17 protein-coding genes are annotated in these 13,572 nt (G+C 38.4%); 14 read left to right on the top strand and 3 right to left on the bottom strand.

Annotated elements, in window-relative coordinates; genetic code table 11:
- The first annotated feature begins 2 nt into the window (after window positions 1-2).
- The 5 genes from mlaD to murA are packed head-to-tail and all read left to right on the top strand — an operon-like array spanning window position 3 to window position 2,992.
- Window positions 3-470 carry an outer membrane lipid asymmetry maintenance protein MlaD gene (gene mlaD / locus N7931_RS07455; RefSeq protein ID WP_262793062.1) on the top strand — a complete coding sequence of 156 codons (468 nt, stop codon included), beginning with the start codon at window positions 3-5 and terminating at the stop codon, window positions 468-470.
- A gap of 11 nt (window positions 471-481) precedes the next feature.
- Window positions 482-1,153: a phospholipid-binding protein MlaC gene (locus tag N7931_RS07460; protein WP_262793064.1), complete on the top strand. Its 672-nt coding sequence runs from the start codon at window positions 482-484 to the stop codon at window positions 1,151-1,153.
- Window positions 1,146-1,439 carry a lipid asymmetry maintenance protein MlaB gene (locus N7931_RS07465; protein ID WP_262793065.1) on the top strand — a complete coding sequence of 98 codons (294 nt, stop codon included), beginning with the start codon at window positions 1,146-1,148 and terminating at the stop codon, window positions 1,437-1,439. The genes N7931_RS07460 and N7931_RS07465 overlap by 8 nt, the downstream gene beginning before the upstream one ends.
- Window position 1,440: 1 nt before the next feature.
- Window positions 1,441-1,707 (top strand): BolA family protein, encoded by a 267-nt coding sequence (locus N7931_RS07470; RefSeq protein WP_262793066.1) that lies wholly within the window; start codon window positions 1,441-1,443, stop codon window positions 1,705-1,707.
- Between the two features lie 22 nt (window positions 1,708-1,729).
- Complete coding sequence (gene murA, locus N7931_RS07475) at window positions 1,730-2,992, top strand: UDP-N-acetylglucosamine 1-carboxyvinyltransferase (RefSeq protein WP_262793067.1); 1,263 nt, start codon at window positions 1,730-1,732, stop codon at window positions 2,990-2,992.
- Window positions 2,993-3,127: 135 nt separating this feature from the next.
- Here murA and N7931_RS07480 read toward each other — a convergent pair whose 3' ends face one another.
- The 3 genes from N7931_RS07480 to N7931_RS07490 form a co-directional block, all read right to left on the bottom strand.
- Entirely contained in the window at window positions 3,128-4,234 is a 1,107-nt protein-coding gene (locus tag N7931_RS07480) for a trypsin-like peptidase domain-containing protein (RefSeq protein ID WP_262793069.1), read from the bottom strand.
- A gap of 88 nt (window positions 4,235-4,322) precedes the next feature.
- On the bottom strand, window positions 4,323-5,690 hold the full coding sequence (locus N7931_RS07485) for a Do family serine endopeptidase (protein ID WP_262793070.1): 1,368 nt from the start codon (window positions 5,688-5,690) through the stop codon (window positions 4,323-4,325).
- Window positions 5,691-5,767: 77 nt separating this feature from the next.
- Window positions 5,768-6,205, bottom strand: coding sequence for a YhcB family protein (locus tag N7931_RS07490; RefSeq protein WP_262793071.1), 438 nt, complete (start codon window positions 6,203-6,205; stop codon window positions 5,768-5,770).
- Between the two features lie 76 nt (window positions 6,206-6,281).
- Here N7931_RS07490 and zapE point away from each other — a divergent pair, with 76 nt between their 5' ends.
- The 9 genes from zapE to N7931_RS07535 all read left to right on the top strand — a co-directional run bounded on the left by zapE (window position 6,282) and on the right by N7931_RS07535 (window position 13,566).
- Window positions 6,282-7,382 (top strand): cell division protein ZapE, encoded by a 1,101-nt coding sequence (gene zapE, locus N7931_RS07495; RefSeq protein ID WP_262793072.1) that lies wholly within the window; start codon window positions 6,282-6,284, stop codon window positions 7,380-7,382.
- Between the two features lie 234 nt (window positions 7,383-7,616).
- Window positions 7,617-8,165 (top strand): BON domain-containing protein, encoded by a 549-nt coding sequence (locus N7931_RS07500; RefSeq protein WP_262793073.1) that lies wholly within the window; start codon window positions 7,617-7,619, stop codon window positions 8,163-8,165.
- 331 nt (window positions 8,166-8,496) lie between these two features.
- On the top strand, window positions 8,497-8,925 hold the full coding sequence (rplM, locus tag N7931_RS07505) for a 50S ribosomal protein L13 (protein WP_262793074.1): 429 nt from the start codon (window positions 8,497-8,499) through the stop codon (window positions 8,923-8,925).
- A gap of 15 nt (window positions 8,926-8,940) precedes the next feature.
- Window positions 8,941-9,333 (top strand): 30S ribosomal protein S9, encoded by a 393-nt coding sequence (gene rpsI, locus N7931_RS07510; protein ID WP_262793076.1) that lies wholly within the window; start codon window positions 8,941-8,943, stop codon window positions 9,331-9,333.
- A gap of 380 nt (window positions 9,334-9,713) precedes the next feature.
- Window positions 9,714-10,304 (top strand): ubiquinol-cytochrome c reductase iron-sulfur subunit, encoded by a 591-nt coding sequence (petA, locus tag N7931_RS07515; protein ID WP_262793077.1) that lies wholly within the window; start codon window positions 9,714-9,716, stop codon window positions 10,302-10,304.
- 2 nt (window positions 10,305-10,306) lie between these two features.
- A complete protein-coding gene (locus tag N7931_RS07520; RefSeq protein WP_262793079.1) occupies window positions 10,307-11,575 on the top strand; it encodes a cytochrome b in 1,269 nt (422 codons plus the stop codon).
- Window positions 11,572-12,312 carry a cytochrome c1 gene (locus N7931_RS07525; RefSeq protein WP_262793080.1) on the top strand — a complete coding sequence of 247 codons (741 nt, stop codon included), beginning with the start codon at window positions 11,572-11,574 and terminating at the stop codon, window positions 12,310-12,312. Before N7931_RS07520 ends, N7931_RS07525 begins: the two co-directional genes overlap by 4 nt.
- Window positions 12,313-12,477: 165 nt before the next feature.
- The gene (gene sspA, locus N7931_RS07530; RefSeq protein ID WP_262793082.1) at window positions 12,478-13,110 is read left to right on the top strand and encodes a stringent starvation protein SspA; all 633 of its coding nucleotides are present in this window, start codon (window positions 12,478-12,480) and stop codon (window positions 13,108-13,110) included.
- Between the two features lie 15 nt (window positions 13,111-13,125).
- On the top strand, window positions 13,126-13,566 hold the full coding sequence (locus N7931_RS07535; RefSeq protein ID WP_410369340.1) for a ClpXP protease specificity-enhancing factor: 441 nt from the start codon (window positions 13,126-13,128) through the stop codon (window positions 13,564-13,566).
- Window positions 13,567-13,572 lie beyond the last annotated feature (6 nt).

Here is a 13,572-nt window from a genome sequence, read left to right on the forward strand (position 1 = left end):
AGATGAACAACCGTAAAACAGAGATAGGGGTTGGTTTATTTATCAGTGCAGGGTTAATTGCACTATTATTTTTAGCTTTACAAGTTGCCAATACAGGGGCAATGGCAAATGGCGAAACTTATATTTTAAAAGCTAAATTTGACAATATTGGTGGTTTAAAAGTGCGCTCACCAGTAAAAGTAGGCGGGGTTGTGGTTGGCCGTGTATCTAGTATTCAACTGGAAAATTTAGTACCGGTTGTTTCAATGGAAATATCGCAAGATTATCATTTTCCAGAAACCAGCTCGCTGAGCATTTTAACGGCAGGTTTATTAGGTGAGCAATATTTGGGGTTAGAGCCAGGCTTTACAATGGAAGGCATGGAAATTGAAATCCTCAAAAATGAAGATTATATCCAAGATACAAAATCGGCTTTGGTACTTGAAGAATTAATCGGCCAGTTCTTATTTGGACAAAATAACGAAGATTAATAGGTAAATTTATGAAAAAAATTGTTAAAGCATGTTTGCTTACATTCAGTTTAATCTCAGCACCTATCACAGTTAGTTTTAGCTCTCATGCCGCCTCGGTAGAACAGACAGAGCAAGATCCTTATATTTTATTTGATAAGGTTACTCAAAAAGCGTTTGCTCGATTTAAAAAAGAGTGGCCACAAGTTCAGCAAAACCCTGAATTGCTAAAGCAAATTATTCGTGAAGAGCTAATGCCTTATGTTGATTACGAATATGCTGCTTTTAAAGTGTTGGGCAAATACGTAAGAGAAATTAACAGTGCAGACCGACAAGCGTTTGTCGATACATTTAAAGATTATATTGTGACTGTTTATGCTCAACTTTTTACCCAATATCGTGATACTCAAAATATTGAAGTTGAAAAATCAAACTCATTAAGCGGCGATAAAATTGTCGTTGTTAAAACCCGCATTGTTGAGCCGGGGCGACCAGACATTAGCGTTATTTTTAAGTTAATTTATCGCAGCGATAAATGGGGCGCGTTTGACATGGAAGCCGAAGGGATTTCAATGCTAAATACCAAACGTAAAGAGATAGGATCTGCGATTGATCGTGTTGGTATTAAAGGAATCATTGCTGATTTACGTGATAAGGCTGATCAAAAATTAAAATTAAATGCTACAGAGTCAAACAATGATTAAGCTAGCTGAAAAGCAAAATAATCATCATTTTTGGCAATTAGATGGTGAGCTTACTCGCTTTTCTAATCTAGCTGGTTTTCCAGAGTTACCTTGCCCAGATCAAAATGATGTAGATGTCAGTTTAGCTGATGTCAGCAAAGTAGATACTGCCGGATTGGCATATTTGATTAAACTAAAAGTTAAACTAGCAGAAAAGGGCATTAATATTCGTTACTTTCAAGCGAATGACAATATTAAAAAATTAGCTGGTTTATACGGAGTAGAGTCACTCCTGGGAATTGATTAAGATGAATTTAGACGAAATTATTGAAAAAATTACACCATTGATCGCAGACGCGATAGAACATGAAGAGTTAGTGATTGGTCACGAAGATAACTACTATCTTACTATTACGATTGTTTCTAATACTTTTGATGGATTACGCCCAGTAAAACGTCAACAAATGGTTTACCAGCCAATTAATGAATTTATTGCGGATGGTTCTATTCACGCCGTAAAAATAAAAGCCATGACTCCTAAAGAATGGCGCTTACATAAAAAATTGAATTTTTAATCGGCAAAGGTAACCTTGTAAAATGGATAAGTTTGTTGTAACGGGCGGTGTACCGCTAAATGGTGACGTTAGAATATCGGGGGCAAAAAATGCTGCTTTACCGATTTTATTTTCTACTATTTTAAATCCTGAGCAGGTCAAACTTTCAAATGTTCCACTGCTTAAAGATATTAAAACCACCTTACAGTTATTAAATGAATTGGGTATTCAATATGAAGCTGAGCAAGATTCAGTTGTATTTGATGCCAGTTCAATTAGTTCAACAACCGCACCTTATGACTTAGTTCGAACTATGCGAGCTTCGATTTTAGCGCTTGGTCCTTTGGTTGCTCGTTGTGGAGAGGCAAAAGTGTCATTACCCGGTGGCTGCGCAATAGGTGCAAGGCCGGTTAATTTACATATTAGTGGTCTGCAAAAAATGGGAGCAGAGGTTAAAGTCGAGCATGGTTATATTGTTGCCACAACACATGGTAAACGCTTGCAAGGTGCTGATATTTTCTTTGATACAGTCACAGTTACCGGCACTGAAAACTTATTAATGGCTGCTGTGTTAGCAGAAGGGCAAACCATTCTAGAAAATGCTGCACGTGAGCCTGAGGTTGTCGATTTAGCAAACTGTTTAATCGCTATGGGCGCAGATATTCAAGGTGCCGGAAGTGATAAAATAGTGATTAATGGCGTTGAAAGGCTTCATGCTTGTAAGCATTCAGTTTTACCAGATCGTATTGAAACCGGCACATTTTTAGTCGCGGCAGCGGTAACCGGCGGTAAAGTGAGGTGCACTCATACTGATCCAAAATTATTAGAAGCCGTTATTGCTAAATTAAAAGAAGCTGGTGCAAATGTATCTACCACGGCAGATTCTATCACTTTAGATATGACGGGTAGAACATTAAAAGCCGTTAATATTAAAACAGCTCCGCATCCGGCTTTCCCAACGGATATGCAGGCCCAGTTTACTGTGCTGAACTGTGTGGCTGAGGGTAGCGCTAGCATTCACGAAACCATTTTTGAAAACCGGTTTATGCATGTTCCAGAACTACACCGTATGGGCGCTAACATTGAACTAGAAAGCAATACGGCTATTGTTAAAGGGGTTAAAGCGTTAACTGGCGCAGAAGTAATGGCGACAGATTTAAGAGCGTCTGCCTGTTTGGTGATTGCTGGTTTATTTGCGCAGGATGAAACTACGGTAGCTCGAATTTATCATTTAGATCGTGGATATGAGCAGCTTGAGGTTAAGTTATCTGAGCTGGGTGCAAATGTAAAAAGAGTTGCTGGGTAAATCATCCTACATAGGCAACTTCAACTCTGGATAAGAAGCTAACTAAGGCCTTAAATTTATAGGCTTTTAGTTTGAGTTTTTACCCAAAGTCGAGAGTAATTAAGCTACCACTTCCTTTCAATTAAATTGTTTGTTTTACTGAGTTGTCATCGGCGTATAGTTTGGCAGCTCAGAAATAGTCACTTTTAACTGCATTCTTACCCCTTTTCGTAAAATCGTGACAGGTAACACTGTACCCGGTTTAGTTTCTGCAATTAAATCCAAGGTTTGGGTTCGGCTGCGGATCGCCTGTCCGTCAATTTCCAGAATAATATCATTAGCGATAATGCCTGCTTTATCTGCCGGTCCATTTGGCTCTAATTGGGTAACTAAAATTCCAACCGGCGTTATTAAATCTTCGTTAGTTTGTACATAAGTTTCTTTACCGGATAAACCTAAATAACCACGCACAACACGACCATCTGTTGCTATTTTTTTTAGAATTGTCAGTGCTAACTTAGCCGGAACAGCAAAAAATATTCCCTGAGCTTTATTATTTTGTCTGGCTGATGCATAGTTAAAAGAATTTATACCAACTAAATAACCGTCACTATCTACTAATGCTCCGCCAGAGTTACCATCATTAATGGCAGCATCCATTTGAATAAAGTCTGCATAATTTGAGCTTAATCCGGCGCGGCCTGTCGCGCTGACAATCCCTTGAGTAATGGTTTGCCCTAAGTTGTAAGGATTACCAATCGCTAATACTAAATCACCGGCTTGAGAGGTAAGGTTTGGATCTATTGGTACCACTGGCAAATTATCACTTTGTACATAAAGTACTGCTAAATCGGTATAAGGATCACTGCCAATAAGTTGGGCAACAAAAGTGCGACCATCTTGTAGCGCCACCCAAATTAACTCTGCATTTTTTACCACGTGTTCGGCGGTTAAAATAAACCCATTTTCTGAAACAATAACGCCAGACCCCAAAGTCTGGATCGCCCGTTTGTTATTATAAAACCGCTGATTTATCTCAAAGCCTTCAGTGTAAATATTGACAACCGCCGGAGCCGATTTTGCAACTGCTTTAGCATACGAAATTGGTTTTCTGTCAGGTTCTCTATCAGCAAATAGGCTTTGCCAAATAATATTATTTTGCCGAAATTCAGGAAATACAGCGAATAATAATACGGTAATAACAAGAGCAATCGCTAAAGTATTAAAAATGAACTGTAATGAGCTAGATAATTTTTGAGGCATTATTATTATATCTTTAGATAAAAGACCCGGTAAAAACCGGGTCCAAAAGTCAGTTAGTTTGATTGTAGCCTGTTAATGGTTGCTTATACTAGCGGATTACTAAATAAAGCTGACTGCTACCACGTACAACATTTAAGGCTATAATTCCCTCGTAGCCCTCCAGCTTATCGCGTAAATCAGCCAAGTTATTAATCCGCTCGCGGTTTACGCCCACAATTACATCGTTTTCTTGTAAACCTATGGCCGCGGCGGCACTGCGCTTATCAAGCGTTTTAACTTTAACCCCAGCTTCGCCAGATTCGGTTTTACCATTAGTTAACTCAGAACCTTCCAAAGCAGGGTGAATCACTGAAGCTTTAATATTATCGCCTTTAGATTCTCTTAACGTGACTGGAATCGTCATTTTTTTGCCGTCTCGGATAATACCAAGTTTCACAGTCGCACCAGCTCCCATGGTACCTATTTTAGCTTTAAGCTCAAAAAATGACTGAATATTCTTACCATTAATACTGATAATCGCATCACCCGGCTTTAATCCCGCTTCGGCAGCGGCTGTATCGTCAAATACCTGATTAACAATAGCACCTTGAGAAGTGGATAAACCAAATGCTTTAGCTATGCCCGCGTCAATATTTTCACCAGATATACCTAAAACGCCTCGTTTTACTTCGCCAAATTCAACAATTTGTTTAACCAAATTACTCATCATATTCGATGGAATCGCAAAACCAATCCCGACATTACCACCATGAGGGCCTAAAATCGCAGTGTTTATCCCGATTAATTTTCCGTCTAAACTGACCAGAGCACCACCCGAATTACCACTGTTAATCGCGGCATCGGTCTGAATAAAGTTTTCGTAGCCTTCAATGCCTAAACCACTTCTCCCCAGTGCACTGACTATACCGGATGTCACGGTTTGACCAATTGCAAACGGATTACCAATTGCAACAGCAAAATCACCAACTCTGATTTTATCTGAGTCCGCTAACGGGATATCAGTTAAATCGTCGGCTTCGATTTGTAATAAGGCAATATCTGTTTCAGCATCGGCGCCTAATTTTTTAGCCTCGTACTGACGACCATCTTTTAACGTAATCATGATTTTGTCAGTATCAGCAATTACGTGATTATTAGTGACGATATAACCTTTTTTTGCATCGATAATAACCCCTGAGCCAGCGGTTTGGAAAGGCTGTTCCTGCACTCTAGGTTGGGCATTCTGACCAAAAAAACGGCGAAAAATTTCAGGGATTTGCTGGCGGTTTTCTTTCATTCCGGTTGCGGAAATATTGACGACCGCCGGTGTGGCTTTTTCTAGCATAGGCGCTAACGACGGGGTTTCTTGTTTGTCGTTATCACCGAACCAAGGTAATGCCGCATTTGCAACCGGGTTAATGGCTAAAGCTGCGGCTAAAACTGAGACTTTAAAAATACTTAAACGATTAGCTTTCAATGTAAATTCTCCTAGCAATAAAACAGTAATTGAAAGGGTTAATTCTCATTTAAAGACTTGTTGAAGGTTAAAAAAGTTCAAACTTCCTTTTTATTTTCTGCGGCAAACCAGCCCATTTTATTTTCAGAGTAATCTAAGGGGATGCTCTTCATTGGCGATTCCATAGATGAGCGGTTTTCTTTTTTAGCATTGTTATTAAGCAGTTCACTGATCTCAGGTGTAAAAAACGGAATATATTGTTTATTTTTATCCTGTTTTTCAGCTAAATGGTTAAATTGCTTTTGTGATTCTGCTGCGGCAACCTGAGCTTGCTCTGCGATACTTTGCATTGCGCTGTTAACCGAGGTGAGATACTGATTAACTTCGGTTTTAAATGTTTCTTGTGCCTGAATGTGTTTATCTAACTCAGCTTGTAGTTTTTGTTGTTTGCCAGTTAGCGCCGGAATAATGCGTCCTGCGGCAAAGCCTGCTAAACCACCGATTAAAAAAATAACTATGCCAGTTAACCATGTCATGATGAATTACCTCAAAAAAAAGATTAGCATTAGTAATCAATAGATAAAAAATAATTATTTGTATATTTAGCCAATTATGACAACACCTCTACAGCAATACCAGCAAGATTTATCAAAAGGTAAACTTATTGCCGATCCTGCACAGGCTTATGCCGTTGATTTATTAGAAAAACTCTATCAGGATTTAAATCTACAAGGGAGTTTAGATAAATCTTGGCTATCTTCAATTAAATATTTGTTTTCCAAGCCAAAAAATCAAGCACCGCAAGGACTTTATTTTTGGGGTGGTGTTGGCCGTGGCAAAACCTATTTAATGGATTTATTTTATAACAGCTTACCATTTGATGAAAAATATAGAGTGCATTTTCATCGGTTTATGCGGCATGTGCATCAACAACTGGATAAATTAAAAGGTCAAAGTGATCCTTTAGAGCTTATTGCTGAACAATTATCGCAATCTTATAAAATTATTTGTTTTGACGAATTTTTTGTTTCAGACATAACTGATGCCATGTTGCTGGCCGGTTTGATGCAAGCTTTGTTTAAACATAATGTGGTATTTGTTGCGACCTCAAATATTCCACCGGATGAATTATATAAGAATGGCTTACAAAGAGCTCGGTTTGTACCGGCAATCGAATTGATTAAACAGTACTGTCAGGTTTTTAATTTAGATAATGGTGTTGATTACCGGATGCGAACCTTAACTCAAGCTGAAATCTACCACTTTCCGCTTGATCAGCAGGCTGAAGATAACTTATTGCAATATTTTAAACAGTTAGCGGTTGGTGATATATCGCAAAATGAAACACTGACAGTGGAAAACCGCCCACTTAAAACAAGATATTTAGCGCAAGATGTTGTTTGGTTTGATTTTTATCAGCTATGTGATGGCCCTAGAAGCCAAAATGATTATATTGAGTTAAGCCGCTGTTTTAATACCGTATTGTTAAGCGGCGTAAAACAAATGGGTGAAAAAAATGATGATATTGCCCGCCGTTTTATCGCTATGGTAGATGAATTTTATGAACGCCATGTCAAATTAATTATATCTGCTGAAGTCGAGTTAACCGAGTTATATACGACAGGCCGTTTAAATTTTGAATTTAAACGTTGCATTAGCCGTTTGCAGGAAATGCAATCTAAAGAATATTTAGCTTTAGCACATTTAGCTTAATGGCTCAGTTAAATATCTAGGCCCTAGGCTGAATTAAATCAAGTTGCATGAAAAAATTACAGTTGATGTGGGTAAAAAAAACATACAATCCTAACTATGAATAGGATTGTTATTGTAATAGGGCTATAAAAAATAATTTAAAAATAAAGACTTAAACAAGATGGCATAAAGTTAGCTATAGCTTAGATGAGTTTTTACAAACCGGACTATCAACCGGTATATAAGGAGATTGTTATGAAAATCACTCGAACTCATTCTATGTTAGCTGCTGTTATTTTAAGTGCGACAACTTTATCTGTATCTGCCAATAATAGCTGGGAAAAAGAAGCTAAAGATGCATGGATAGATGGTAAAGCAGAATCTACCTTGTTGCTTAATACCAACTTAAACTCGTTTAAAATTGATACTGATGTTAAAGCCGGTGTTGTTACCTTAACGGGTACGGTTGACAGTAATGTGGATAAAGCACTTGCTGAAGAATTAATTGAAACTTTAGAAGGTGTTAAAAGCGTTGATAACCAAATAGTGGTTAAGCAAAAAGACGATGAAAAAAGTGAGATGATGTCTAAACTGACAGATTCTAAAGTTGCCACTGTCGTAAAAACCCGATTATTATTTGAGTCTGAGGTGAGTGGTACAGATATTAATGTTGATGTTAAAGGTGGCGTTGTAACTTTAACTGGTGACGTCGACTCAAGTGCAGAGCATGATTTAGCGATTGCAATTGCCAAAAACACCGATGATGTAAAGGATGTAATTGATAAACTTGAAGTCGTTCAATAAACCCTTAATTAGCTGTATTGTAAAAAGGCAGGTTGTTTAATCTGCCTTTTTATTTTTAATTGTGACTTATCTTAAACTCAGTGGAGTTTACCTGCGGCGCTTTACTTACCCAAATCCCTAAAGAGGTTAATAATAAATTCCAACTAGGGTCAAAAAAACTTCAATTTTGCGTGATCTTTTGAATTCTCTTATATATAATGCGCGCCTCCCACCCGGTTGGCAGGCTAATTTTTAGCCTTTGACAAATTCTCGAAGGGGTTTTTGGCATAAACTAGGGGAGACAATAAGGTCTCCAAATGTGGAATTTTTAAGTATTTAGGTTAAATTCGAAATGACAACTTTTTCTGCAAAGCCTGAATCTGTTAAGCGCGACTGGTATGTAGTTGACGCTGACGGTAAAACTTTAGGTCGTTTAGCTACTGAAATCGCAACTCGCTTACGCGGTAAACATAAGCCTGAGTATACTCCTCACGTAGATACTGGTGATTACATCATCGTTATCAATGCTGAGAAAGTAGCTGTTACAGGTGCTAAGCGTAGCGACAAAACATATTATTCGCACTCTGGTTTTCCAGGTGGCATTAAATCAATTACTTTTGACAAGTTAATTGAGAAAAAACCTGAGATGATCATCGAAAGCGCTGTTAAAGGTATGCTTCCGAAAGGTCCTTTAGGTCGTGCAATGTTCCGTAAATTAAAAGTTTACGCAGGTGCTGAGCATAACCATCAGGCACAACAACCACAAACCTTGGACATCTAATTCGGAGAGACTATTATGGCAGAAACTCAATACTATGGTACTGGCCGTCGTAAAAGCTCTACGGCTCGTGTCTTTTTAAGACCAGGTACAGGTAACATTACAATTAACAAACGTTCTATCGAAACTTATTTCGGTCGTGAAACTGCACGTATGGTTGTTCGTCAACCATTAGAGTTAGTTGAAATGGCTGAAAAATTCGATTTATATGTAACAGTTGCTGGTGGTGGTATCACAGGTCAAGCTGGTGCAATCCGTCACGGTATTACTCGTGCATTGATGGAATTTGATGAGACTTTACGTCCGGCACTTCGTAAAGCGGGTTATGTTACTCGTGATGCGCGTCGTGTTGAACGTAAGAAAGTGGGTCTTAAGAAAGCTCGTAAGCGTCCACAGTTCTCAAAACGTTAATACGTTTTTATGCTTATTCAAAAACCCGGTTATGCCGGGTTTTTTTATGTGCTTTATCTGGTAATAAATTAATTGACTATTTGAGCAATTGGCAACGAAACAAAACAAATGCGGAAGCCAAATTTGCTGTATTTTTCAGCAAAAAATAGGGATTATGATTTAGATCAAATCTAAAGGCAGCTTTTTTTACTGTTTTTCCGTGATTTCCTTGTCAGTTATGAGGTTTTTTTATTATCATTCGGTATATTTTTTACCTCGCACCTGATTGGCGGTAATTTTTTAGTTTTTTTGACCGGCTTTTTGCTTAAAAATTCCGGTGAAAATGAAAAAACTGCTGTCGGGTCATTAGTTTTTTAGAATCTAGTCTCGGAGAAGATTGAATGAGTAATGCGCCTGTTAATAACGGTCGCCGTCGCTTCTTAACCGTCGCAACTTCGGTTGTCGGTGGGGTGGGTGCTGCCGGAGCAGTTGTACCTTTCATCGCGTCCTGGAACCCAAGTGCAAAAGCCAAAGCTGCTGGTGCCCCAGTGGAAGTTAACATTAGCAAACTGGAAGCTGGCCAGATGCTACGTGTTGAGTGGCGTGGCAAGCCTGTTTGGGTTGTGAAGCGTACAGAGGATATGTTAAGTGGTTTAGCCGAACACGAAGATAAATTACGTGACGCTAACTCTGAAGTTGAGCAGCAACCAACTTATGCTCAAAACAGATACCGATCAATAAAGCCAGAAATCTTTCTTGCAGTCGGTATTTGCACTCATTTAGGGTGTTCTCCGCAATACTTGCCAGAAACCTTTGCTGAGCAAGTTGTGGGTGTTCCTTCTGGTTTTATGTGTCCATGTCATGGTTCTAAGTTTGATATGGCTGGCCGCGTATTCCAAAGTGTACCTGCACCGACTAACTTGGTTATTCCGCCTCATAAATATTTAGATGAGAATACAATTCTTGTCGGCGATGACTCGGGAGCAGCATAATTATGTGGAAAAATTTATTAGATTGGGTTGAATATCGCATTCCTATGATGCGTGTTGCAAATATGCATGCGCTTCAATACCCTGCACCTAAAAACATGAACTTTTGGTATGTTTTTGGTTTTATTGCCACGGTTGTTTTAGTAAACCAAATTGTAACTGGTATTTGGTTAACCATGAACTACAACCCAAGCGCTGAAGGTGCTTTTGCCTCTGTAGAATATATTATGCGTGATGTCGATTATGGCTGGGTTTTGCGTTATATGCACTCAACCGGCGCGTCTGCATTTTTTGTGGTTGTTTATCTGCACATGTTCCGCGGCATGATGTATGGTTCATATCAAAAACCTCGTGAGTTACTTTGGTTGTTTGGTATGTTCATTTATTTAGCCTTAATGGCTGAAGCTTTCATGGGGTATTTATTACCTTGGGGGCAAATGTCGTACTGGGGTGCTCAGGTAATTATTTCGTTATTTGGTGCGATTCCTGTTATTGGTGACGATTTAACTTTATGGATCCGTGGTGACTACGTCATTTCTGGAGCAACGTTAAACCGTTTCTTTGCACTACACGTTATCGCTTTACCATTAGTGATTGTTATTTTAGTTTTCTTACACATAGTTGCGCTACACGAAGTTGGCTCAAATAACCCGCAGGGGATTAATATTAAACACCCTAAAGGTTCATTAAAAGAAGACGAAAAAACTAAATTTAAAATCCATGAATACTATACCTCTAAGTACGATATTATCGATGATGTGGTGCCTTTCTTCCCGCATATTGTATTAAAAGACTTAGTTGCATTTACTGTGTTCTGTGCAGCATTTGCTTATGTGATGTTCTTTAACCCAGAAATGGGCGGTTTTTTCCTTGAGCCACCTAACTTTGAACCAGCAAACCCGTTAAAAACGCCTGAGCATATTGCGCCAGTTTGGTACTTTACGCCTTTCTATGCGATTTTACGTGCGGTACCGGATAAATTATTCGGGGTTATCTTAATGTTTGCTGCAATTGTTATGCTTGCATTATTACCTTGGTTAGATCGTTGTAAAGTACGTTCAGTTAAGTACCGTTGTGGTTTGCATAAATTCAACTTAGCTTTATTTGTTGTAAGCTTTGTGATTTTAGGTTGGTTAGGTATTAAACCTGCAACCCCAACTTATACATTGATGTCTCAAATTTTCTCATTCACTTATTTTGCCTTCTTCGGTTTATTATGGTTATACAGTAAAAATGAGAAAACCAAGCCAGTACCAGCGAGAATATCAAAATGAAGAAATTATTAATTACTTTAGTTGCTTTACTACCTGGTTTAGCGATAGCTGCTGGCGGTGGCTTTAGTTATCCATTAGAGAAAGCTCGAATTGATTTAGAAGATAAAGCATCATTGCAACGCGGTGCGGCTTTATTTATGAACTACTGTTTAGGCTGTCACCAATCACAATATCAAAGATACCAGCGTACGGCTGAAGATTTAGGTATTCCGTTAGATATTGCAAAAGATAACTTAATCTTTTCAGATCAAAAAATTGGTGAAAAAATCACAAATGCGATGCCAGCTAAAGATGCAGGTAAATGGTTTGGTAAACAACCACCTGATTTAACTTTAGTTGCTCGTGTGCGTAGCCCAGACTGGATTTATACTTATTTAAAAACTTTTTATGTTGATGAAAACAAAACATTTAAAGTAAACAATGCGGTATTTAAAGACGTTGGTATGCCGCATGTGCTTCAAGGTCTTCAAGGTACGCAAGAAGCAGAAATGGTATATGATACAGTTCACGGTGAAAAAACGTTAGTTGGCATGAAACTGACTCAAAAAGAGCCGGGTACAATGTCGGTTGAAGAATATGACCAAGCTGTTAATGATTTAGTTAACTACCTTGAGTATGTTGGTGAGCCATCTAAATTAGACAGCCATAAAATTGGTACTTGGGTACTAGTTTTCTTAGCTGTGTTCTTTGTATTTGCTTATTTACTGAAAAAAGAATACTGGCGAGATGTTCACTAAACCTAGAGCATTTCATCAAAAATAATATTTGGGGGCTTATGCCCCCATTTTGTGTTTATAATCTTGGCTAAATTTAGCGCTGACGACTTATCTAAAAGCTGTTATGCTTAGTCAAAAAGTTAACTAATATCAGTTAACTCACGTTTGTTACTTTGGAGGATTTTCATGGCTGTAGCTGCCAATAAACGTTCGGTGATGACTCTTTACGCTGATGCGACGTCATTACATAGCCATCAAGTTCGTATTGTTTTGGCTGAAAAAGGAATTAGTGTCGAGATTAAATTGCTTGATCCAAATAACAAACCGGAAGAGTTATGGGAATTAAATCCTTATGGTTCTATTCCAACTTTGATTGATCGTGAGCTAGTTTTATATCAATCAAATATCATTATGGAATATTTAGATGAGCGTTTTCCTCATCCTCCATTAATGCCGGTTTATCCAGTTGCTCGTGGTTCTAGCCGTTTAATGATGTATCGTTTAGAAAACGATTGGTATCAATTAGTTGAAAAAATTGAAAATGGTAGCAGCGAAGAAGCTGTAGCTGCACGCGCTGAATTACGCGAGAGTATTTTAGCTATTGCACCTATTTTTAATGAAACGCCTTACTTTATGAGCGAAGAGTTTAGTTTGGTTGATTGTGTGCTTGCCCCATTATTATGGCGTTTACCAAAATTAGGTATTGAGCTGATTGGTCAGGGCAGTAAAGAAGTTAAAGAATATATGGCACGTGTTTTTGAACGCGAATCTTTTCAAGCTTCATTAACTGATGAAGAACGAGAGATGAGACACCAATAAACCACTATGATGAAAATGAACTCTTGCAAACCTTATTTAGTCCGCGCAATTTATGACTGGATCATGGATAACAAATGCACACCTTATTTATTGGTTGATGCTGAGTTTCCGGGTGTTCAGGTTCCATTTGAATATGTTAAAGACGGACAAATTGTACTTAATATATCATCGGGTGCGACCGGCGGCTTAATGTTAGGGGACGATGCAATTGAGTTTAATGCTCGATTTGGTGGTGAGCCAAGGCACTTAATTGTGCCCATGTCTGCGGTATTATTTATTTACGCAAAAGAAAATGGTGAAGGTATGCCGTTTCCGCCTGAACCTAAACCGGAAATGGAAGAAGTTACACCTGAACCAGAGTTAAAGTCTGTTGATGGTCAGCGAACGGATGAAACAGCCGCCGACAAAAAATCAGATAAGCCAAATAAAGGCAGTCATTTAAAAGTGATTAAATAATCCTGA

It is taken from the genome of Catenovulum sp. 2E275, from assembly GCF_025515275.1.
GTDB lineage: Bacteria > Pseudomonadota > Gammaproteobacteria > Enterobacterales > Alteromonadaceae > Catenovulum.

Excerpts from the sequence above, each read along its gene's own strand:
- mlaD (WP_262793062.1), top strand. The coding sequence starts at position 3 with ATGAACAACCGTAAAACAGAGATAGGGGTTGGTTTATTTATCAGTGCA.
- N7931_RS07460 (WP_262793064.1), top strand. The coding sequence starts at position 482 with ATGAAAAAAATTGTTAAAGCATGTTTGCTTACATTCAGTTTAATCTCA.
- N7931_RS07465 (WP_262793065.1), top strand. The coding sequence starts at position 1,146 with ATGATTAAGCTAGCTGAAAAGCAAAATAATCATCATTTTTGGCAATTA.
- N7931_RS07470 (WP_262793066.1), top strand. The coding sequence starts at position 1,441 with ATGAATTTAGACGAAATTATTGAAAAAATTACACCATTGATCGCAGAC.
- murA (WP_262793067.1), top strand. The coding sequence starts at position 1,730 with ATGGATAAGTTTGTTGTAACGGGCGGTGTACCGCTAAATGGTGACGTT.
- N7931_RS07480 (WP_262793069.1), bottom strand. The coding sequence starts at position 4,234 with ATGCCTCAAAAATTATCTAGCTCATTACAGTTCATTTTTAATACTTTA.
- N7931_RS07490 (WP_262793071.1), bottom strand. The coding sequence starts at position 6,205 with ATGACATGGTTAACTGGCATAGTTATTTTTTTAATCGGTGGTTTAGCA.
- zapE (WP_262793072.1), top strand. The coding sequence starts at position 6,282 with ATGACAACACCTCTACAGCAATACCAGCAAGATTTATCAAAAGGTAAA.
- N7931_RS07500 (WP_262793073.1), top strand. The coding sequence starts at position 7,617 with ATGAAAATCACTCGAACTCATTCTATGTTAGCTGCTGTTATTTTAAGT.
- rplM (WP_262793074.1), top strand. The coding sequence starts at position 8,497 with ATGACAACTTTTTCTGCAAAGCCTGAATCTGTTAAGCGCGACTGGTAT.
- rpsI (WP_262793076.1), top strand. The coding sequence starts at position 8,941 with ATGGCAGAAACTCAATACTATGGTACTGGCCGTCGTAAAAGCTCTACG.
- petA (WP_262793077.1), top strand. The coding sequence starts at position 9,714 with ATGAGTAATGCGCCTGTTAATAACGGTCGCCGTCGCTTCTTAACCGTC.
- N7931_RS07520 (WP_262793079.1), top strand. The coding sequence starts at position 10,307 with ATGTGGAAAAATTTATTAGATTGGGTTGAATATCGCATTCCTATGATG.
- N7931_RS07525 (WP_262793080.1), top strand. The coding sequence starts at position 11,572 with ATGAAGAAATTATTAATTACTTTAGTTGCTTTACTACCTGGTTTAGCG.
- sspA (WP_262793082.1), top strand. The coding sequence starts at position 12,478 with ATGGCTGTAGCTGCCAATAAACGTTCGGTGATGACTCTTTACGCTGAT.
- N7931_RS07535 (WP_410369340.1), top strand. The coding sequence starts at position 13,126 with ATGAACTCTTGCAAACCTTATTTAGTCCGCGCAATTTATGACTGGATC.